Source organism: Varibaculum cambriense, from assembly GCF_032557235.1.
Lineage (GTDB): Bacteria > Actinomycetota > Actinomycetes > Actinomycetales > Actinomycetaceae > Varibaculum > Varibaculum cambriense_C.
Map to the genome: position 1 here is coordinate 77112 of NZ_JAWGMB010000003.1, position 18999 is coordinate 96110.

18 protein-coding genes are annotated in these 18999 nt (G+C 52.3%); 5 read left to right on the forward strand and 13 right to left on the reverse strand.

What is annotated here, in order from left to right; translation table 11 throughout:
- Window positions 1–31 precede the first annotated feature (31 nt).
- Window positions 32–1633 (reverse strand): ABC transporter substrate-binding protein, encoded by a 1602-nt coding sequence (locus tag E6072_RS03360; protein ID WP_316693721.1) that lies wholly within the window; start codon window positions 1631–1633, stop codon window positions 32–34.
- Between the two features lie 221 nt (window positions 1634–1854).
- Window positions 1855–3540, reverse strand: a complete 1686-nt coding sequence (locus E6072_RS03365; protein ID WP_316693724.1) for a DUF885 family protein — start codon at window positions 3538–3540, stop codon at window positions 1855–1857.
- Window positions 3541–3669: 129 nt separating this feature from the next.
- Here E6072_RS03365 and E6072_RS03370 point away from each other — a divergent pair, with 129 nt between their 5' ends.
- Window positions 3670–4275 (forward strand): methyltransferase, encoded by a 606-nt coding sequence (locus E6072_RS03370; RefSeq protein ID WP_316693725.1) that lies wholly within the window; start codon window positions 3670–3672, stop codon window positions 4273–4275.
- A gap of 413 nt (window positions 4276–4688) precedes the next feature.
- On the opposite strand, the gene E6072_RS03375 is transcribed toward E6072_RS03370, so the two are convergent.
- The 4 genes from E6072_RS03375 to E6072_RS03390 form a co-directional block, all read right to left on the reverse strand.
- Window positions 4689–5057 (reverse strand): hypothetical protein, encoded by a 369-nt coding sequence (locus E6072_RS03375; protein ID WP_316693727.1) that lies wholly within the window; start codon window positions 5055–5057, stop codon window positions 4689–4691.
- Window positions 5058–5073: 16 nt separating this feature from the next.
- Complete coding sequence (locus E6072_RS03380) at window positions 5074–5457, reverse strand: hypothetical protein (RefSeq protein ID WP_316693728.1); 384 nt, start codon at window positions 5455–5457, stop codon at window positions 5074–5076.
- A 91-nt stretch (window positions 5458–5548) separates the two neighbouring features.
- On the reverse strand, window positions 5549–5776 hold the full coding sequence (locus E6072_RS03385) for a HypC/HybG/HupF family hydrogenase formation chaperone (protein WP_307738207.1): 228 nt from the start codon (window positions 5774–5776) through the stop codon (window positions 5549–5551).
- A gap of 59 nt (window positions 5777–5835) precedes the next feature.
- On the reverse strand, window positions 5836–7092 hold the full coding sequence (locus E6072_RS03390) for a nickel-dependent hydrogenase large subunit (protein WP_316693732.1): 1257 nt from the start codon (window positions 7090–7092) through the stop codon (window positions 5836–5838).
- A gap of 23 nt (window positions 7093–7115) precedes the next feature.
- Between E6072_RS03390 and E6072_RS03395 the strand changes: the two genes are divergently transcribed.
- On the forward strand, window positions 7116–7472 hold the full coding sequence (locus tag E6072_RS03395; RefSeq protein ID WP_307738209.1) for a hydrogenase/urease maturation nickel metallochaperone HypA: 357 nt from the start codon (window positions 7116–7118) through the stop codon (window positions 7470–7472).
- Window positions 7473–7537: 65 nt separating this feature from the next.
- On the opposite strand, the gene E6072_RS03400 is transcribed toward E6072_RS03395, so the two are convergent.
- The 6 genes from E6072_RS03400 to E6072_RS03425 form a co-directional block, all read right to left on the reverse strand.
- Window positions 7538–8182, reverse strand: a complete 645-nt coding sequence (locus E6072_RS03400; protein WP_316693734.1) for a hydrogenase maturation protease — start codon at window positions 8180–8182, stop codon at window positions 7538–7540.
- Window positions 8183–8196: 14 nt separating this feature from the next.
- Complete coding sequence (cybH, locus tag E6072_RS03405) at window positions 8197–9510, reverse strand: Ni/Fe-hydrogenase, b-type cytochrome subunit (RefSeq protein WP_316693735.1); 1314 nt, start codon at window positions 9508–9510, stop codon at window positions 8197–8199.
- On the reverse strand, window positions 9507–11249 hold the full coding sequence (locus E6072_RS03410) for a nickel-dependent hydrogenase large subunit (protein WP_316693737.1): 1743 nt from the start codon (window positions 11247–11249) through the stop codon (window positions 9507–9509). Before E6072_RS03410 ends, cybH begins: the two co-directional genes overlap by 4 nt.
- Window positions 11249–12484: a hydrogenase small subunit gene (locus tag E6072_RS03415; RefSeq protein ID WP_307738213.1), complete on the reverse strand. Its 1236-nt coding sequence runs from the start codon at window positions 12482–12484 to the stop codon at window positions 11249–11251. Before E6072_RS03415 ends, E6072_RS03410 begins: the two co-directional genes overlap by 1 nt.
- A gap of 130 nt (window positions 12485–12614) precedes the next feature.
- Entirely contained in the window at window positions 12615–13403 is a 789-nt protein-coding gene (gene hypB, locus E6072_RS03420) for a hydrogenase nickel incorporation protein HypB (protein ID WP_307738214.1), read from the reverse strand.
- Between the two features lies 1 nt (window position 13404).
- Window positions 13405–13755 carry a hydrogenase maturation nickel metallochaperone HypA gene (locus E6072_RS03425; RefSeq protein WP_316693739.1) on the reverse strand — a complete coding sequence of 117 codons (351 nt, stop codon included), beginning with the start codon at window positions 13753–13755 and terminating at the stop codon, window positions 13405–13407.
- A 104-nt stretch (window positions 13756–13859) separates the two neighbouring features.
- On the opposite strand from E6072_RS03425, the gene hypF reads away from it, so the two are divergent.
- Complete coding sequence (hypF, locus tag E6072_RS03430) at window positions 13860–16175, forward strand: carbamoyltransferase HypF (RefSeq protein WP_316693740.1); 2316 nt, start codon at window positions 13860–13862, stop codon at window positions 16173–16175.
- Between the two features lie 44 nt (window positions 16176–16219).
- Here the strand turns inward: hypF and hypE are convergent, their stop codons facing one another.
- Window positions 16220–17350: a hydrogenase expression/formation protein HypE gene (gene hypE / locus E6072_RS03435; RefSeq protein ID WP_316693741.1), complete on the reverse strand. Its 1131-nt coding sequence runs from the start codon at window positions 17348–17350 to the stop codon at window positions 16220–16222.
- A 96-nt stretch (window positions 17351–17446) separates the two neighbouring features.
- Here hypE and E6072_RS03440 point away from each other — a divergent pair, with 96 nt between their 5' ends.
- Window positions 17447–17713, forward strand: a complete 267-nt coding sequence (locus E6072_RS03440) for a HypC/HybG/HupF family hydrogenase formation chaperone (protein ID WP_024058579.1) — start codon at window positions 17447–17449, stop codon at window positions 17711–17713.
- 52 nt (window positions 17714–17765) lie between these two features.
- Window positions 17766–18914: a hydrogenase formation protein HypD gene (gene hypD / locus E6072_RS03445; protein WP_307738218.1), complete on the forward strand. Its 1149-nt coding sequence runs from the start codon at window positions 17766–17768 to the stop codon at window positions 18912–18914.
- Window positions 18915–18999 lie beyond the last annotated feature (85 nt).

Genomic DNA, 18999 nt, shown 5'->3' on the forward strand with positions numbered 1-18999 from the left:
TCGCTATTGGCCACGGCATCCTCCGAGATGGTTATTTTCTAGTAACTTTATGAAAAGCTACCTCACCTTTCCAATCTGTAGTCACCTTGCCCACATGTTGACTAAATCCAATATTTGAGCTGGGAGACCATAGCGGTATGGAAGGCAGATCGGCTAGCAGCAGAGTTTGTGCCTGTTGATAGAGTTTTCCAGCCTCTTTAGCTGTATCTGCCGCCTGCGCCCTCGTCAAAAGCTCGGCATACGCGGGATTGTCATATCCCATTTTGTTACCATTACCGCCTTTTACGTAGCGTCCGGCGAGCAGGTTATTTGGGGAGGGATATCCCATTGACCATCCCATCCGGAAAGGCCCGGCAAAGGAATGCTGATCCATCATTTCTAATAGGGTCTTGAAATCCGGTTTGGGATCACCGACTGCTTTAATCCCCAGGGTATTCGACAACTGGTTACAAACTGCATCTACCCACGGCTGATTAGACTCGTTGGAGTTATAGGTGATTTTTAGTTCTCCCTGCCAGGGATGGATCTTATCGGCAGCTTCCCAGGCTTGTTTGGCAGCTGCAGCATCAAAATCCAACACCTGGTTGCTTTCGGCGCCCCGCTCGATATGCCCCAAGACTTGCGGGGGTATGAAATCAGTAGCTGCCTTGCGGGTGCCGTAGAAAATAGTTTTTATGATCTCTTCCCGATTAATAGCTTGTGATATCGCCTGGCGCCGCAGTCTTCCTTCTTCACCTGAGAAGTGTTTCGTCTGGTAGTCAATATCTAAAGTCTGCATCCCGGCTTGCACCGCGCTGATCCGTCTGTTCCCCAAATCCTTTTTAGAATTAGGCAGTTCTCCATCCGGGATTTGGTCAAGCACATCCAAATTACCGGCTAAAAGATCCTGGTAGGCAGCCGATAGATCAGCATAGATTTTAACTTCCAGTCCCGCGTTTTCTGCCTCGCGTGGCCCGCGATAGGTAGTGGATTTATCAAGTAGTATCTGGCTGGAAGGCTCCCACGTAGTAAGCCTATAGGGACCATTGCCCACCGGTTTTTGCCCAAACTCTTTTTTAATTTTCCCTTGTTTGTCAAAAGCGCTATCCGGGAGTGGATAAAAACCATTGATCCCCAGGCGATTGGAAAAGTCAGCCACCGGACGTTTCAGCTTAATAGTTATTTTGTCGTCACCGTTAGCCATGACCCCGCTAAGGTTACCGGTTCCATCTTCTTCAGCGCCCTCGATTGCTTCATATGCAGTGGTCGCCCCCAATTTTTGTGCAGCTGCGGCCTTCCAAGCGCGTACAAAATTCTTCGCCAGCACCGGAGTACCGTCAGAGAATTTACGATCAGTATTCAGTTGAATGGTCCAAGTTCTATGATCGGAAGAATCTGTGATTTCCCGAGCCACATCGTTTACTACTTGCCCCTGTTTGTCATAGGTGACTAAACCGGCAAAAAGTAAATCTATAATCTTAATTCCGGCTTCGTCATCGGCAGCTGCCGGGATTAGTCCGCGAGCCGGCTCTTCCCCATTAATTAGTATCCGATCAACCGAATCTGCTGGGGAGTTGTTACTACAAGCGGTCAGACCTCCAGTAGCTAGGATGGTCGCTGCTAGGACTGCTAGGGGGAGCCAACGACTGCGCATAGTCTTAGCCTTTCTAAAAACCGGAATGATTAGCTTTCATAATACTGATTTATTACTGTTAATTGATATTTTGGGCAGATTGCTTTTGATTTTCCAAAATTGATAGAAATAATCCTTATTTTTCGCTAAGAGCAACATAAACAGCTCGAACATAAGGTTTTCCGGACGCGTAATCGCCTTCCCCGACAGGGTCGAGGTGACTGCGGCAGTAACTAGTTGGTCTAGTCGGAAGTGGCGTCCGCGAGCACCTCAAAATGAACTGCTCCGGCCGGGGCTACTTTCCGCACAAAATCCGCAAAACCGGTGCCTCCAGAGGCCAGGAATTGCTGATAAATCGCTTTCCAACGCAGCCATCCGTACCAAGGTGCCACACTCAATGCGGGAACCCCTAGGTATCGTTGCTGCAACAGCATCCGGTTCCCGGGGAGCGATACGGTATCGCTGAGGTATTCGACGGCCTCCGGCAAGCCCCAAGTTTTACCTTTCCCTTGCGCTCCGTATAACTGCAGATCCGCAAGAGCCAGCGCCGTATAGTGCATAAGTCGCTCTTGGATTTGCAAATTGACCTCCCTAGGAATATCCCAAAATTGCGGTGCTATTTCCAGGGCGAACAGATCCCAACCTAAATTGGAGATCGGCAAACGCGCAGCTATCCGGGTAAAAAGATTAGCGCCGAAAGCTTCACGCGCTCGCGAGTAGAGATGAGAGCCGGGGATGCCCTTTTCCAGAGAAGCTACCGCAAAGTAGCGGTTATCAATCTCTAGGAAAGAGTCGAAGGCTTCCCCACTAGTAACCGTAGGGTTCTCGGTGCCTCTATAGGAGTAGGGAGCCCTACTGGCAGCGCACTTACGCGGTAAAACCCGATTGTTCTTTGTCAGGCGAATACCTGCGGAATAGTAGGGATGTACAAGGCAACCGTGGGGATCATTTTCCCATTTTAAGGGAGAGGTTTCGGGATTTACCAGCCCGGCTAGTTCCGGATCCACCCGGGAGTGGAAACCTTCCCAAGCATCTTCCATTGCCCAAGTTAGTACGTTAAAGCCATCTGCAACTTCTAAATCAGAGAGCCGATAGGCTGGTTCATCCCCCAACTCGCTACGCAACTGGTCACACGAAGCACGCAAGCGTACTAAATCTTGACTAGCCGTTTCAAAAAGCTCACCCGGATTTGGGTCAGTGACTCCTATGCCCGATAAGGAAATGAAATAAGAGTGCGGATCAATCGGGCCTATTGGGGAGCATGCCGGCAGAATTTCTTGCCGCAAGTAGTCTGCCATTTCTGAAAAGACACCCTGAGCGGTAACGACTCCCCGCTCAAATGCCCGCTGACTCATTTGCGACAGGCGGGTATCGTTCATCTCCGCGCGTTTATCTTCATAAATGTCATGATCCGGATTCGCTAGGACGGTTGCCTGTTCCAAAACCATTTCCATGACTTCCTGGGGGAACACCCAACCGCGATCTCGAGATTCCTTCATCGTGGTTCTTAGTCCCGTAAATGCTTGGTCAAGAGCCAAGAATCTGCGGGTAAGATTACCCACCGCTGCCTCATTACTTACATCCATAAGTTTGAGTGTTTCCGCAAACACCTGGATCGGTGAGTTGGTTCCGCTAATCTCGGAAGTCAAAAACCCAGATTCAAACTTCTCTTGTTCCGCGCCTGCCCAAAGAGTGAATCCCTTGGCTTCTCGGATCTCGCGAGCTGATCCCTTAGGGGTCTTTGCCACCCTTTCTAAAGTATCTTTTCGCAGATTGTAACGTTCAGAAATCCCCGGAGGCGAATAATCCGGCAAGAAAGCGTCATATCCGGAGATTCCCCATTCGGATGCTTTGAACGGGTCGATCCGAGCATAGGCGGTGACGTATTGATCAAGTACGCTGTCGATTTGCTTAACCTGGTTAGTCAATCGCACCTCCTATATTCTCTTCGTTTAGTGTTCGCCCCCGGTAGTCCCGGCTAGATCGCTAGGCTATCGGTTCAGCCCTATATTACGGCTTACCCCCACGAGGAAACTAAAAATAATACTCTAGAAGTGATGGAACAGTATTTCACGGATCAACCCGCGGCACTTGCCGCGGAACGCACCCAGATCGAGGTGACTTTAGCTGGCATAAAACTAAGCTTAGAGGGCGCGCGGGGAGTGTTTTCTGCCCGTCACCTAGATAAAGCCACCGCGGTGCTATTAGCTGAAGCACCTCCCCCGCCTGAAGCCGGTACTTTCTTGGATCTAGGTTGTGGCTGGGGACCGCTGGCAATCAGCTTGGGAATCTTCAGGCCTAAGGCAAAAGTGCTAGCGGTTGACGTTAGTGAACGCGCCCGGGATCTCACCCGCACCAACGCCCAGCGGGCAGGAGTTTGCCTGCAAGTAGGCTCTCCCAAGGAGATTCTTGCAGCCGCGGAATCGGCCGGAGGACTCGATCTGATCTGGTCTAATCCCCCGGTGAGGATCGGAAAGAAACCCCTCCAAGACTTACTGCTGACCTGGTTGCCATTATTAAAACCGGGCGGAGAAGCCATTTTAGTGATGGGGAAGAATCTGGGCGCAGATTCGATGCAAAAGTGGCTGTGCGCGCAGGGGTTCCCCACCCGCCGCCTCGCCTCGAAAAAAGGTTTTCGCCTGTTAGCCGTCTACCCTGCCTAGTTTGCGACTAATCCCGGAATACGCGGGGGATAACTTTTTCCTCCCGCCCAAGAATTCGGAAAAAGACCGCAGGCATTTTCCGAATTCTTATGCCCACCGCACCTACTCGGATAAAAGTTATCCCCCGCGCTCGCTGGTGCCACCTACGTAAGGGTCGAGCCGTAAAAGATGCGAGAGGGGACTTGAGCCGAGCGCAGCGAGGATCACCGGGGCCCCTGAGCGCTTTTACGACCCGACCCAATGCGAGAGGAAAAATGAACTCCCCGCGTTTATTAGAGCTAGTGCCTGTTCATGAGCTACTGCAGATATAACAAGCGCGGGCAGATACTTTTCTCAGCATCTGCCCGCTCACTTATTAAGTTTTAGTTATCTGCTTAGCCCGTTTTCCCTGGTGAAAAGAACTGCTACTGTCCTTAACGAGAAGCCAGTACATCTTTCGCGTCAACACTGGCATCCCGGTCAAGAGCTGTTTCTTGTTGAGCCAGCAGCTGGGTGCGGACTCCTCGGGGATCCTTAACGATTAGGTAACCGATCCAGACAATGCCGGCCAGTGCTACCACGAACAGCCCCAAGTAGGCGTCGTTGAGCATATCGCGGGCTGCGGGTGCAAATACCTTCGCGCCCTCTTCGATATATTCAGCTACCAGATCGACCATCCACATTAAGGAAGCTCCCCAATACATCCAGCAAAGGAGATCTACCCGCATTTTTGACTGGGGGGCATGCGCGTACCACCAGGCAGTACTGGCAATCGCCGCGAAAAGGGTAATAACCAAGGTCATGAATATTTCCTTAAGCCTAGATCTTTTCGGTAACTACTTTGCTGCGGCGTTCACTGGTACGAATCAGAGCCAAGCCCGCACCCCAAACGGCGGTTACCAGCAGTGCCATACCCACACCGACAGTTCCCATTTCCAATAGCATCTGTTGAGTAGTCGAACGCTCCGTAAGCGCCGAAAGGAACGGGAAATAGGCGATTACTTCCCCATGCCACAGGTGCTCAAAACCCAGCAGCAACGCTCCGCCCCATAACAGGTTGGTTAGCCAGGTCAGTTTGCGAACTAGATTTAATGAACGTTCGGTGCTTTCCGGGGTGGCACCTTTGTGCGCTTTCCTTGCGATCTGTTTCTTAGCTACCGTTACTGCCGCTGCTTCAGCAGCAGGAACAATAAAACATGCCATGATAACTCCTTCGACTATCTATGAGCTTGCTATCGAGTTTAGCAAATATTCCGATTACGAAAAGAATACTTCCATTGCCCCGGACGCACTTCTAGGAGATCATTCCCAGCTCTCGCCAGGTATCTAAAGACTCCTGGGCTTCCTCGGCAGTTAAAAGATTCATTGCAAAACCATTTTGAATTAGGACATAGTCGCCCACGCGCGCCTGCGGAAGATAAGCCATACAAGCGTCCTGGACTTGTCCAGCTACGTCGATGCGCCCCATCGGCATCACGCCTGACTCAATCGATAAGATTTTGCAGGGCACTCCCACGCACATGGCCTTAGTCCTTTCTGGTCGGGATACTGGAATCTCTCACTTTAGGATACCCCTCAGTACTAATGCTGGGTATCAACCCGCAGCCCCATTTGCCCCTCCGGCGCCGAGCTGAGTGGCAAACAGGGATCAGCCTCGCGAATTGATTGCTCTAGAGCCGCTTGTCGACCCGTATCATCCCTACCGATCGCTTGGGTTAATAAATCTGCCAGCCAGGGTTCGTTTTGTGCAGTGGGGGTGAGAATCGTAGCGGCAGTAATAATCCCCTGGGAATCGCTGCGGTAAGTATGAGCCAGCAGTCCGCGCGGGCCATCAACCAGACCGGTAGCAACTCCCTCTTGGAAACGTACCTGCTCTTGTGGTGGGCACCCTTCGAGTTCTCCTAGCTCAAGCAGGCGTAATAGCTCAGAAATTAGCTCTACAGTTTTTTCCAGGACATGTAAAGTAATGATGACTCTCGCACTAGCAGCATCGCGGCTACCCGCTAACCAGTGTTCTTGCGCCGTGCTTGCAAGTTCACTGGGCAAAACCCCCACGGAAAGCTGCGCGACCGGGCCTACCCGATAGCGTCCTTGGACTGGCCCCCAAGCGCTCAAATAGGGGCGCGGTGCAGGCTCACCCGGGTTTTCTTCCGCTACCTGCTGGTTCCATTCCTCGAAGTCAAACTCTTTCCAGATCGACCCGGCGCGCGCTGCCCGAACCCTGTTTCCAAAAATATCCGGATTTGCGTCCTCGTTAATCAGAGCCAAATCTGCCCCGGCAAACTGGCTGGATACTTCGGTATTAAGCTGTCTGTTGAGAGACAGTTCGCACAGTTTTTCGGCGCTTGCTAGCGCTGCCGGTAGCTCTTCTTGCAGCTTTATTAAATCTTCGATATTCGGCCAGTTCCTAACCCCTCCCGGCACAGCAGTAACTGGGAAATGCCCTGGCGAACCTGCCGCAACCAGCATTTGTTTTGAAACTTTCTTAAGGGTCACCCCACTATCGCGGTCTTGGCGCAAGAAGCGTAGGGCATGGGTTTCTACTACCGATCCGTAATGCAATAGGCGACGGGTAAGCTCGGCTACCTGGGATATTTCACTATTACTGCTGAGGGCGTCGAGGGCGCGAATTCCGGCCAAATGGTGTGCTACTGGGCATATACCGCATAAATGCTCGGTCATTTTCAATGCTTCCAGAGCAGATTTTCCTACCAGCATTCCATCTATCCGCGGTAAACCTTGCAGATCAAAATGGGCATGAGCCTGCCCTCGTGAGTCTGGGGTTATCACCACCCGTCCTTGCATCGGATCAATGATTTCATCTAAGTTGATTTTCATTACTCTCCTGAGAAAATAAATATATGCATGAACTTGGGCTATTAACTTCAGTAGTGGCGGCGGTGGAAAAAGCAGCCGCTGATGCTGAATATCAGGTTACCCGAGTTGAAAAAGTCGCGCTAAATGTCGGTACCATGTCCGGTGCCATTCCAGATGCCCTGTATGGTTCCTGGCCAATAGCTCGCGAAAATACCATTTGCGCCGCGGCCGAGCTGGAGATCAACCCTATTCCCGCTAGTGTCTACTGCCCCGGCTGTGCTAAAGATGTAGAGATTGACGAATTTTTCGCGCTGCTATGCCCAAAATGCGGCATGCCTACTGGCAATCTCACTCACGGCCGCGAGTTTGAAATTTCCTGGGTGGAGTGGGATCAGAACTAACGCTCGCGCTACGCCAGGTCAAAACGACGTCCGATTACAAGCAGACAATCGCTAACGTGGGGAAGCTATTTAAGCCACGAGTCTAGGATTTCAGCAGCATAACCAACCGCCGGTTTTATTCCCGAGGCTGCGGTAGCGGTTAAACCTAAGTGTAGATCGACCTTTTCGCTAACTACCCCTACAACTTCCAGTACATCTGGTTCTTTTCCAGTAAGACGTGCGGAGCTTAGCACATCTAGCAGACCCACCTGGTGCGGTGATATCTTCATCGAAAGCAGACGGGGCACATGATCGCCACTCATATGCAATGCCTGTCCCGGATGGCGCCCATTACCCGGAGCTATTGAATCTAGGATCAATAGCCGCTCTGCTTCTTGCACTACCGGAACCAGTTCCATACCGTTTGTTCCGCCTTCTAGTAGGGACATCTCTCCCCTGGCAATCGCTGCCTCCCAGGCCGGGCGCTGGGATACTAGCGCTTGCAGCCCCGCTAGAATCTCCAGGCCAATCCCATCATCACCCATGATGGGATTTCCCACCGCCAAGACGGTAAAACGGCTTCCTGCCCAAGGGCTACCGTCAGCTTGAGAGGTATCCGGAAGAGGCAAATAGTTATCGCTACTACCCGACTCCCTACAGGGGTGGGAAGGTAAACTCGCAGGAAACTGCGAGTTAGGTAGCTGCGAAGGCGTTAAATCACCTGCCGACATCTATTCCTTTCAATCTAGAGTTCGGGGGCATCGTAGGGTTTAGAGGTGCGACGCATCCAAACCCCGCCGGAAATCATCGAAGAAATCCCGCCGTGACGCTCCAGTGAATCTGCTCGGAATGCCAGGTAAATATGCCCAATGACGAAACCCCAGAAGGCAAACATGATTAGCGCGTGGATCAACCGCAAGGCGGGGATACCCAGCCAATCGTTGGGGGCAGCCAGTATTTGCCAGAAAAGGTTGGTATTTTTATATGGCAAAGCATACAGTGCCACTCCTATCAGCATCTGGAAAGCACCCAGTATGTAGATAGAAGTATAGGCCATTTGCTGCAGAGGATTATGCGCTACATACAGTGGGCTTTCTTTGCGTAAGAACAGGTAAAAACCCACAGTTTCTTTGAAATTGATCCAGTCTTGCTTCTTCTTAAATGGCCCGAAAGTTTCCCACCTCATATAACGATCTTTAGAGATGAAAGCGACAATGACGCGGGCTGCTCCCACAGCCAACCAGGCAAATGCCGCTGAGAAGTGGATGAAACGCATAATTCCCATGAGGAATCCGGGATTGATTCCTCGGAAGAAAGTATCCCCAAAGAACGGGTCCAAAATGTAGTAGCCAGTTACAGAGAGGGTGACGATCAGGAGCACGTTCAACCAATGCAGGAAACGCAAGCTAGCTGACCACACGCTCAGCCGTACCCAGTCTTCACTGGTGGGAGTAAGATCCCCACCTCGCAAACCAGTGCCCACCGGGCGCACATTGACAAAGCCTTCCATAGTGAAGGGACTGATCTCGCCGTTTTCGTCCACGGTGGCGGTTGCCACCCCCAGGCAGCGATAGCCTCGCGACCCCGCCATCTGCGCGTTCTTCCTGAGCAAGGTTCGCAGCGATCGCTCGGTTTCAGCGACATTCATCACTGACTCGAGATCCCCCCGGGCAATGATGGTATTACGAGACTCCCCGCTCTTGGTTCGTTTCATATCATTGATGCGTGCCAGCGAGTAGCGTCGATCCACCGGGGGATCAAAGTTTTCGGCAGGAATCTCAACATTAGGTGCGCCATGGCGGAACCGGTAGCGCAGTGACTCTTTGAGCGCTACATCGACCGGATCGGTGCTGCCTTTAGGAGACACTGCCGCCATTACCAGCAGGCGACGCAGAGAGATATCCGAACAGCTGAAGCCGCCCCCGACTTCAATCCCCTCGGTTTTAGCATCATCTTGAGCGAAAAACTCTATTTGGCGATCCTTGTTCGCCTTCGCTAAAGCTTTATCAGAGGACTTCTTCGATACTTCAACTGTTGTCGTTCCCGCTTTGTCGTTCATGATGTCACCGCCTCACCCAGGAGATTGCCATCGGGATCGAGAATATGAACCCCGCATGACATACAGGGATCATAGGAATGGATAGTACGCATGGGTTCGAGGGGCGCTTTGGGATCTACCAGCGGATGAGTGCCCGTTCCCATCAGGGATTCTTCATAGGGGCCGGTAATTCCTTGAGCGTCACGTCCACCCGCCAACCAGGTAGTAGGCACTACTGCTTGGTAGCGTTCTACCTTGCCATCTTTGATCGATACCCAGTGCGATAGATCTCCGCGAGCAACTTCAATAAAGGCGTATCCTTGCGCCTGGGCAGGCCAGCTACTCGGATCCCACTTGCTGGCGTCAAAAACATCAATATCGCCTTTCTTGATGTTGTTAACCAGGGCGTTGTAATCCTCGCGCATTAAATCTGCAGAGACTACCGCTTCCGCTGCCCGAGCAAAGGTACGTCCCATTGTAGAGTTAATCTGTTTGGGAGTAATACCTAAGGTAGCGATCGCCCCGTCAAGTAGCTTCTTAACCGGTGCGTAACCTTGAGCATATGCCAACAACATCCGCGCTACCGGACCGACCTGCATAGGTTTGCCATCATAGCGAGGAGCCTTCGACCAGGTGTATTTATCGCGGTCACCTAGCCATTTGAAAGGAGGCTTGGGACCGGTGTAGTTGACTGTGGTTTCGCCCTTATCCGGAGTTAGTCCCTTCTTGTCTCCTACCGAGTACTGGTACCAAGCAGAAGTAATAAACTCTTCAATCTTGTTAGGATCGAAAGGATGAACCTTGGTGAAGTCATCGTCTAATATCACTCCCGGCTTAATAGCCATGTGAGGAGAGGACAGACGAGATTTATTCGGGTCACCCGCATACATCGATCCTGCCAGTCCCACTGCCAAGTAATTTGGATGGGTAGCACCAATATCGAAGTAGTCTTTGTATACCCCGCCCAAGGCGAGAATATCGGGATAGTAACAATCCTTTACGAACTCGTTAATCTCCTCGACCCAGGTTTTTACTTGATCCATTTGCACCTGGTTGATGGATTCTGAGGACTTCGGATCAATCGAGCAGGCCATGCCACCTACCAGGAAGTTCGGGTGCGGGTTCTTGCCCCCGAAAACCGTATTGATCCGAATCATGGAACGTTGGAACTCCAAAGCATCCAGATAGTGAGCCACACACATCAAATCTGCTTCCGGAGGAAGGCGGTAATCCGGGTGATCCCAATACCCGCCGGTAAACACCGAAAGCTGCCCGGAATCCAAAATCTTCTTCACCGTGTCCCGAACTTCGGTGAAGCGTTTCAAGTTATTGCCTCGCCATTTAGAACCGATAGAGCGGGCAAACTCGACTGCTTTAGCTGGATCTGCTTTCGCGGCATTGGGGACGTTAACAAAGTCCAAAGCGTGCAAGTGATAAAAGTGGATCACGTGATCCTGGATTTCTTGCGACCCCAACACTAGCGAGCGGATCAATCGCGCATTTTCTGGGGGATTGGAACCGATAGCGTCCTCTACTGCAGTAATGGAAGCAATCGCGTGAACCGAGGTACAAACCCCACAAATACGTTGGACGAAAGCCCACACATCCCGAGGATCGCGATTTTGAACGATAGTTTCGATTCCTCGAAACTGAGTGCTCACGCTCCAAGCTTTTTTAATCTGCTCGCCTTCGGTTTCCATCTCTATGCGCAGATGTCCCTCAATGCGGGTTAACGGGTCGATAACTACTTTTTCAGCCATTATTTCGCCTCACTGTTCTTTTCGCTGGCCTCAGGAACTTCTGCGTTAGGGTTTTCCTCCGGGGAGGGCGGCTCGGTATCAATATCAGTGGCTTCCCCAAAAGCCGCCATTGGAGAATTCCGGGTGGCTTTTCGATCCGCAGCGGCTCTAGCAGCGGTAACTCCCGCGTGGACGGCGACTCCTGCCGCCACTGCGCCGGTAAAGCCCAGTCCTACTTTCTCGGCAGTACCTTCTACTCCGAATCCCGGGACACTGGGCAAGACTTGATAGAACGGTGAAAAACGATCGAAAAAGTCACGCTCGGTACAGCCGATACAGGGGTGACCAGCACCAATCGGCCACCCTGATTTCAGATTCCATTGCACTATCGGGCAGGGACTATACGTCGAGGGACCTTTGCAGCCCACATCGTATAGGCACCATCCCTCCCGCGCGCCAGCATCATCAAAAGTACGCACGAATTGGCCGGCATCAAAGTGAGGGCGCCGCGGGCAGGAATCGTGAATTCGCTGACCATAGGCAAAGAGGGGACGTCCCTCGGAATCAACTTCGGGAGGCTCCCCGTGGGTCAAAATATAGGTTAAGGAGGCGGTAATTACTTCCCCAATCGGCGGACAACCAGAAACGTTAATAACTGCTTTATCTTTAATAATCTCATCTACCCCTACCGCCCCGGTGGGGTTAGGTTTAGCAGCTTGCACCGAACCGTAGACAGCGCAGGCTCCCACTGCCAAGATAATGTCTGCGTTCTCAGCAGATTCGCGCAAAACCTGCTCTGCAGATTTACCACCTATGGTGCAGTAGATCCCACCATCTTTAGTGGGTATAGAACCGTTGACCACTAAGATATGTTTTTTAGCGTTAGTTTCAGCCAAAGCTTTTTCGGCCGCCTCACCGGCGGCCGCCATCAGCAGCTCGTTGTAGTTAACGGAAAGTAAGTTCAGTACCACCTCTTCTACCGTGGTTCCCCCGCTACGCAGAGCCGATTCCATGCAACCGGTACATTCTTGGAGCTGTAGCCACACCACATTGGGTTTGGTAATCGCCCCTAGTTTATCGGCCAGCTCCTCGGCGGCTTTTTGTGCCGGAGCTGCATGTGCCATCTGGGGAGTACCTACAGCAAAAATTGCTGCCAAGCCAGCACAATATTTGACGAAATCTCGTCGGCTGACCCCGGCACTGGCGAGGTTATCGGCGAGGGTTCCCTCCCGCCAGGGTTTTATCTCATAACTCATTTCCGGTTCCTCACTGGTTTTTAAGTTAGACCACAACGTCTGTCGAAGTCATTATATATAGCTACCGCCCACACATCAGCGTAACCAGCTACTATATCCACTTATATTACGCAAAAAATAATTAGCGTATTTATAGTTGTTGTAGCCACTGAATCCAGGCGTCAACCCCCTCTCCCTTTTCGGCGGAAACTTCCACCACTTTTACCCCCGGGTTGACCTGCTCCAAGTAGCCGCGGAAGCGATCCATATCAAAGTTAAGATAGGGTGCCAGATCCATCTTGTTTACCACCACGATCTCAACCGAGCGGAACATCACCGGATACTTTAAGGGCTTATCTTCGCCCTCGGTAATAGAGAACACCATCGCCTTGGCGTTCTCTCCCACATCAAACTCTGCCGGGCACACCAAGTTGCCCACATTTTCGATAATCACCAGGTCAAGTTGGCTGAGATCTAGACCGTCCAATGTGTGGTGCACCATGGGGGCGTCTAGGTGACACTCTCCCCCGAAGCCCTGCCCAGTATTGAGTAGGGAAATCTGAGCGCCATAACCGCGGAGGCGATCGGCATCCAAGGGAGTCTCGATATCGCCTTCAATAATTCCGATCCGCATTTTTCCCTGCAGTTCAGATAAGGTGCGCTCCAGCAAAGTGGTTTTCCCCGATCCGGGCGAACTCATCAGGTTAACCACTTTCACGTTATGTTCTGCAAACGCCTGACGATTATGCTCTGCCAAATGATCATTTTCCGCATAGATATCTTCTAGGATCTCAATACGTTCTTTCTCGGTGTCATATCCCGAGTGATCCCCGATTACCTCCGGATCAGCTACATAGTCACCATGATCATGATGGTGAGTATGATCTGCTGAATCGTGTGAATGTACCGTACCGTCATCGTGACGATGAAAACGTCCCATTTTATTCCTTCCCTAAGGGTGTTACCTCAATAGACACCACTCTAAACTCTTCCCCACTAATTATCTGTAGATCCCGCGAGGAGCATTCTTGGCAGCGAAAATCTAACACTTCCCGTAATTCGGTAGTTTCCTTACAATTTCGGCAGCGGACCACCGCCGGTATTTCGGTGATATTAAGCCGGGCAGGCCCGAGCAAAGTATTCTTACGAACCGCTCCCCAGGCGAAATGGAGAGCTTCGGGAACTACCTGTCGTAAATGCCCTACCTCTAACTCGACCTCTAGAACCTCACGTCCAGCTGCATTTCGCGAGACTATCCGCGCAAGTTGACGCGAAAGCGCAACTTCGTGCATGACCCTCCTTGAGTTCGTGACTTACCGCTCACAGCGGAACCCCCTTAACTTTACCCGCTTCCCTTGACGCGGGTTAGCGCTAGGGTGGAAGTTGTTGATTATCTATGAGGAGGAACCAGGTGCGGCGAGCCTATCGGCTGAAAGGCGTGGTGCAAGGAGTAGGTTTTCGCCCCCACGTAGCCAAAGTTGCCGCAGATTTTCCCTTAAGCGGCTTCGTGGGAAACGACGACGAGTCAGTTTTTATCGAAGTCCAAGGCGCCGCCAGCGATATCGATAACTTCATGGCGAAAATGCTGGCGACTCTACCTCCCCTAGCTAAAGTTCTGCACACTGTTGCCTGCGATATTGCCGATATCGAGGGCGAAAGCGGATTTAGAATTGTTTCTTCGCGGCGGCGTTCCGGCGCACGCACTCTGATTCCCTCCGATACCGCTACCTGCCCGGATTGCTGCCAAGAAATGGCCGACCCCACTAATCGTCGCTATCACTACCCTTTTACTACCTGCACAAATTGCGGTCCGCGGGCAACGATTATGCGCGATTTACCCTATGATCGGGACACCACCACTATGGTTAAATTCCCGATGTGTCCGGCATGCCAGGCAGAATATACCGATCCAAAAAATCGGCGCTACCACGCTCAACCGGTTAGCTGTTTTGATTGCGGCCCAGTGTTGTGGGTAAGCGATACTGCCAACCCAAATCTGCGTCCTCCCTCGGGAGATCGCCGCAACCTGATCGCCAAGGCCCTAAACGAGGCTCGGGCACGTTTGCGACGGGGAGAAATCCTGGCGGTAAAAGGTATCGGCGGTTTTCATCTAATGTGCGATGCCCGCAATGAAGAAGCGGTAGCCCGGCTACGCAAACGAAAAAACCGCGGAGATAAACCGTTTGCAGTGATGGCTCCCAATATTGAGGCTGCTAACAGGTTGGCGCAGCTAAATGATTCCCAGTTAAAAGAGCTGGCCTGCCCGGCACGCCCCATCGTAATCGCTCCTTTGGGCTCCGAATATGATGTAGCGCCCGCGGTGGCTCCCGGGTTAGGGGACGTGGGGATGCTTTTGCCCTATGCCCCTTTGCACTTAGAGCTTTTGAGCGCCGACTGTTCGGACATGGCACTGGTGGCAACCTCGGGAAATCTGGCGGGAGAGCCACTGTGTTTTACTAACGAGGACGCCTGCGAACGTTTATCGCGTATTGCGGACGGGTTCGTTTTCCATGACCGTGATATTTATTTGCCGATGGAGGACTCAGTTTTCTTAGCTAACTCACAAGTAACTATTCCTTCGCGGCGTTCGCGCGGCTATGCACCGCTGCCGGTGGCTCTACCCCGGGTAGCCACAGCACCTACCCTGGCGATAGGAGGGGAGCTAAAAAATACTTTTTGCCTGGCCAGCGGGGATTGGGCACATATCTCGGGTCATATTGGGGATATGGGAACCCTGGCCAGCCAGGAGGCCTTAGACAGGGCGGTAACCCAAATGCTGATTTTCCAGCATTCCCAGCCCGAAACAGTGGTTTGCGACCTGCACCCTGCCTATTCCACCGTCACTTGGGCTTCCCGTTTTGCCAGCCAGCACGACACAGAGTTATTGCAGATTCAACACCATGTGGCGCACGCCTATAGCCTACTGGCGGAATGCTCCCACCTGGATCCGGTGGTAGTCGTGGCAGTAGATGGCACCGGGTATGGAACCGATGGCACTATCTGGGGAGGAGAAATCCTGGAGATTGCGGGAGACACTTGGCAACGCCGCGCTCACCTGCCCTCATTTAGCTTGGTAGGAGGCGACCGAGCAGTGCGTTATCCCTGGCGAGTCGCCTTAGGGATCGCTCATGATTGGAATCTGGATCGGATTACCCAAGCGATCAGCAACGAAATTGGAGATCACCAGGGACACAACGCCGAGGTAGAACTGGTAAAAAGCCAGTTAGACACGGGATTCGGAGTAGTATCCACCACCAGTTGCGGTAGATTATTTGACGCCGCAGCCGCCATTTTGGGAATCTGCACGTCAGTGACCTACGAGGCGCAAGCAGCCATGGAACTAGAACACGCCGCCACCAGCTGGGCAAATACGCATGAACGAGGGCGGGCTCAACGCTTTGGCAGCTACCGGGAGCTTTTCGAAATGCTAGTTGAACCGGGACGGGAAATAGGTGAGCGCGCCTGGCAGTTTCATCTGGGGGTAGCCCAGTTACTAGGGTTCCAAGCCGCAGAAACCGCCGAAAAAGCGGGGATTAAAACCGTGGGGCTGACCGGGGGAGTCGCCCTGAATCGCCTATTTAGCAGTCATTTCATACGGATAATGCACGAAAACGGCTATGAAGTCTTGACTCACAAGACCGTGCCCCCAAATGATGGGGGTCTGAGCCTAGGACAGGCGTGGGCAGCTATTTTAGGGGCAAGCGAAGGCTAATACCACTAGGCAGAGTCCTACCTTTGATGCCTTCCCCTGGATAGTTAGCAGATTCGCGGTAGCGGGTCGCCCACCAACATATCAATCATCCGGGTACCCCCGAAAGCGGTCACCATCACCACCGATGACTCCGGTTTGGAAACTACCCGCCCGATATTAGCTGCTTCTTCCCCGCCCGGAAGTGCTCGCAGGGCTGTTAACGCCTTATCTACCTGGTCAGCGGGAACTACCGCACAGAACATGCCTTCGTTCGCCACATAGATTGGGTCAATCCCCAACATATCGCAAGCACCACGGGTCATATCGTGTACTGGAATAGATTCGTCCTCGATAGCTATTCCCCAGCCAGTAGCCACCGCTAGTTCATTCAGTACCGTTCCCAGCCCGCCGCGAGTAGCATCCCGCATCCAGCGAGTCTGCGGAACCGCCACCATCAACGCTTCCACCAGGTGATTAACGGCACAGGTATCAGATTTAATGGGGGCTTCAATCGCCAGATCCCCGCGTGCCATCATCACCGACATCCCGTGATCTGCAATCGCTCCCGAAACGATAATCCGGTCGCCACGCTGCACCTGGCTAGCACCCAGCTGACGATCACCTGGCACAATCCCGATTCCGGCAGTGTTAATAAATAGTTTGTCGCCGCTGCCTTTGGGAACCACTTTGGTATCGCCAGTTACGATCCTTACCCCCGCACTCTCGGCGGCCTCTCGCATTGCCTGCACTTCCCTACGCAAATCTGCGATGGGCAAGCCCTCTTCCAAAATAAAACCGGCACTAATCACCTTGGGGATAGCGCCAGATACCGCCAGGTCGTTCACGGTACCATTGACCGCCAGCTCCCCAATAGAACCACCAGGAAAGACGATGGGATTAACCACATAAGAATCGGTAGACATCGCCAGCTTGCCGCCACCAAAACTAACGTCCTCGCTGTCAGTACCTAGAAGTTCTGCCAGGGGCAGCACTCCCGCATCAGTTAGCTCCGCAAGTACCTCATTGCCATAACCAGAAACAAAAACTTGATCAACCAGGGCAGCCGAAGCTTTCCCGCCCGCTCCATGCGACAGCGTCACGTATTCATCTTTGAGTTTCATGCCGCGACTGCGCACCCGGGCAATATTGGAGTTTACTTTTGATTCATCTTGATTAAGCCGGTTTTTCGGATCCACATATCGATAATTGCACAATGGGTTGTTATTTTCATCTTTTGATAGCTCAACTAAATGTCAGTAATCTGGAAAAGAAGCTTGCTAAAGGAGATTCATATGTGTTTGGGAGTACCAGCCGAAATCGTAGCATTCGATGAAACCGAAAGCGGTCGCGCCAAAGTTTCTCTATCTGGAGTGGAGCGCATGATTTCCACCGATTTACTGGCAGACGAAGGTTTAAAAGTAGGCGACTGGGTGCTGGTACACGTGGGATTTGCAATGTCTCAGATCGATGCGGATGAGGCCGCCACCACTTTGGATCAGATTAGAAAACTGGGGCAATTTGAAAGCGAATTGGAACAATTCAAGACCACCTCGGTTTAACCGCCTCTCCCTTATAGACAGAATCTTTTGACCGCGAAATGAGACAGAACAAATGAAGTACGTTGACGAATTCCGTGACCCCGAGTTTGCGCGCCAACTGGTAAAACGCATCAATGCTGAAGCCCGACATTTTGAACGACCGTTAGCATTTATGGAGATTTGTGGGGGGCACACTCACACTATTTACCGGCACGGCCTTGAGCATTTATTACCCGAGAACGTACAGTTCATTCACGGCCCGGGCTGCCCGGTGTGCGTAATCCCTATGGGCAGGGTGGATGACGCCCTCTGGCTGGCTAACCAACCGGACGTCATATTGACGACTTTCGGAGACATGATGCGGGTACCGGGCTCTCAAGAATCCCTGCTCCAGGCGAGGGCGCGAGGACGTGACGTACGTTTCGTTTACTCTCCCCTAGATGCTTTAAAGATTGCGAAAGAAAATCCCGATAAAAAGGTTATTTTCTTTGCCATTGGGTTTGAAACTACTGCCCCCTCGACCGCCGTAACCCTGGTAGCCGCCAAGAAACAGCAGGTAGAGAACTTTTCCGTGTTCTCTAACCACGTGAAAATCGAGCCACCATTGCGGGCGATCGTAGGCGCGGATGAAACCCGGATTGATGGTTTCATAGGGCCCGGCCACGTAGCCACCGTCGTCGGTTCCGACGCCTTCAAATTCTTGCCAACAGAATACAACAAACCGGTGGTAGTAACCGGTTTTGAGCCGCTCGATATATTGCAGTCGGTAGCCATGCTAATCGACCAATACCTATCGGGAGCAGTCGAACGCGGTGAATCGCGAGTAGAAAACCAGTATTCACGAGTAGTACGTCCCGAAGGTAACTTGGCTGCCCTAAAACTTCTTGACCGCGTTTTTTCCACCCGTGACACTTTCGAGTGGCGAGGCCTAGGGTGGATGCCCTACTCCGGGATGGGGATTTCTGAAGAATTCGCCGCCTGGGACGCGGAACGACTGTACAACGTGCCAGGCGTGCGGGTTCCCGATCCCCCAGCTTGCGAATGCGGATCCGTGCTCACTGGACGGATTAAACCTTGGGAATGCAAAGTCTTTGGCACTGCCTGTTCGCCCGAAAAACCCATCGGTACCTGTATGGTTTCCCCCGAAGGCGCATGCGCCGCGTTCTATAACTTCGGCCGCATCGACCGGGAAACCGCCCACGCCATCGTCATTGAGGACTAAACTTCCCTGCCTCTGGGTCTGGCTAAGCACGTGGGGGCGAGGTTTTTCCTCCCGCCCAAGAATTCGGAAAACGTAGCGACGTTTC

What these genes read in the sequence shown, in the direction of transcription:
- E6072_RS03440 (WP_024058579.1), top strand. Translation starts at nt 17,447, where the DNA reads ATGTGTTTGGGAGTACCAGCCGAAATCGTAGCATTCGATGAAACCGAA.
- E6072_RS03425 (WP_316693739.1), bottom strand. Translation starts at nt 13,755, where the DNA reads ATGCACGAAGTTGCGCTTTCGCGTCAACTTGCGCGGATAGTCTCGCGA.
- E6072_RS03415 (WP_307738213.1), bottom strand. Translation starts at nt 12,484, where the DNA reads ATGAGTTATGAGATAAAACCCTGGCGGGAGGGAACCCTCGCCGATAAC.
- E6072_RS03370 (WP_316693725.1), top strand. Translation starts at nt 3,670, where the DNA reads ATGGAACAGTATTTCACGGATCAACCCGCGGCACTTGCCGCGGAACGC.
- E6072_RS03390 (WP_316693732.1), bottom strand. Translation starts at nt 7,092, where the DNA reads ATGAAAATCAACTTAGATGAAATCATTGATCCGATGCAAGGACGGGTG.
- cybH (WP_316693735.1), bottom strand. Translation starts at nt 9,510, where the DNA reads ATGAACGACAAAGCGGGAACGACAACAGTTGAAGTATCGAAGAAGTCC.
- E6072_RS03385 (WP_307738207.1), bottom strand. Translation starts at nt 5,776, where the DNA reads ATGTGCGTGGGAGTGCCCTGCAAAATCTTATCGATTGAGTCAGGCGTG.
- hypD (WP_307738218.1), top strand. Translation starts at nt 17,766, where the DNA reads ATGAAGTACGTTGACGAATTCCGTGACCCCGAGTTTGCGCGCCAACTG.
- hypB (WP_307738214.1), bottom strand. Translation starts at nt 13,403, where the DNA reads ATGGGACGTTTTCATCGTCACGATGACGGTACGGTACATTCACACGAT.
- E6072_RS03395 (WP_307738209.1), top strand. Translation starts at nt 7,116, where the DNA reads ATGCATGAACTTGGGCTATTAACTTCAGTAGTGGCGGCGGTGGAAAAA.
- E6072_RS03380 (WP_316693728.1), bottom strand. Translation starts at nt 5,457, where the DNA reads ATGGCATGTTTTATTGTTCCTGCTGCTGAAGCAGCGGCAGTAACGGTA.
- E6072_RS03410 (WP_316693737.1), bottom strand. Translation starts at nt 11,249, where the DNA reads ATGGCTGAAAAAGTAGTTATCGACCCGTTAACCCGCATTGAGGGACAT.
- hypF (WP_316693740.1), top strand. Translation starts at nt 13,860, where the DNA reads ATGAGGAGGAACCAGGTGCGGCGAGCCTATCGGCTGAAAGGCGTGGTG.
- E6072_RS03375 (WP_316693727.1), bottom strand. Translation starts at nt 5,057, where the DNA reads ATGACCTTGGTTATTACCCTTTTCGCGGCGATTGCCAGTACTGCCTGG.
- E6072_RS03360 (WP_316693721.1), bottom strand. Translation starts at nt 1,633, where the DNA reads ATGCGCAGTCGTTGGCTCCCCCTAGCAGTCCTAGCAGCGACCATCCTA.
- E6072_RS03400 (WP_316693734.1), bottom strand. Translation starts at nt 8,182, where the DNA reads ATGTCGGCAGGTGATTTAACGCCTTCGCAGCTACCTAACTCGCAGTTT.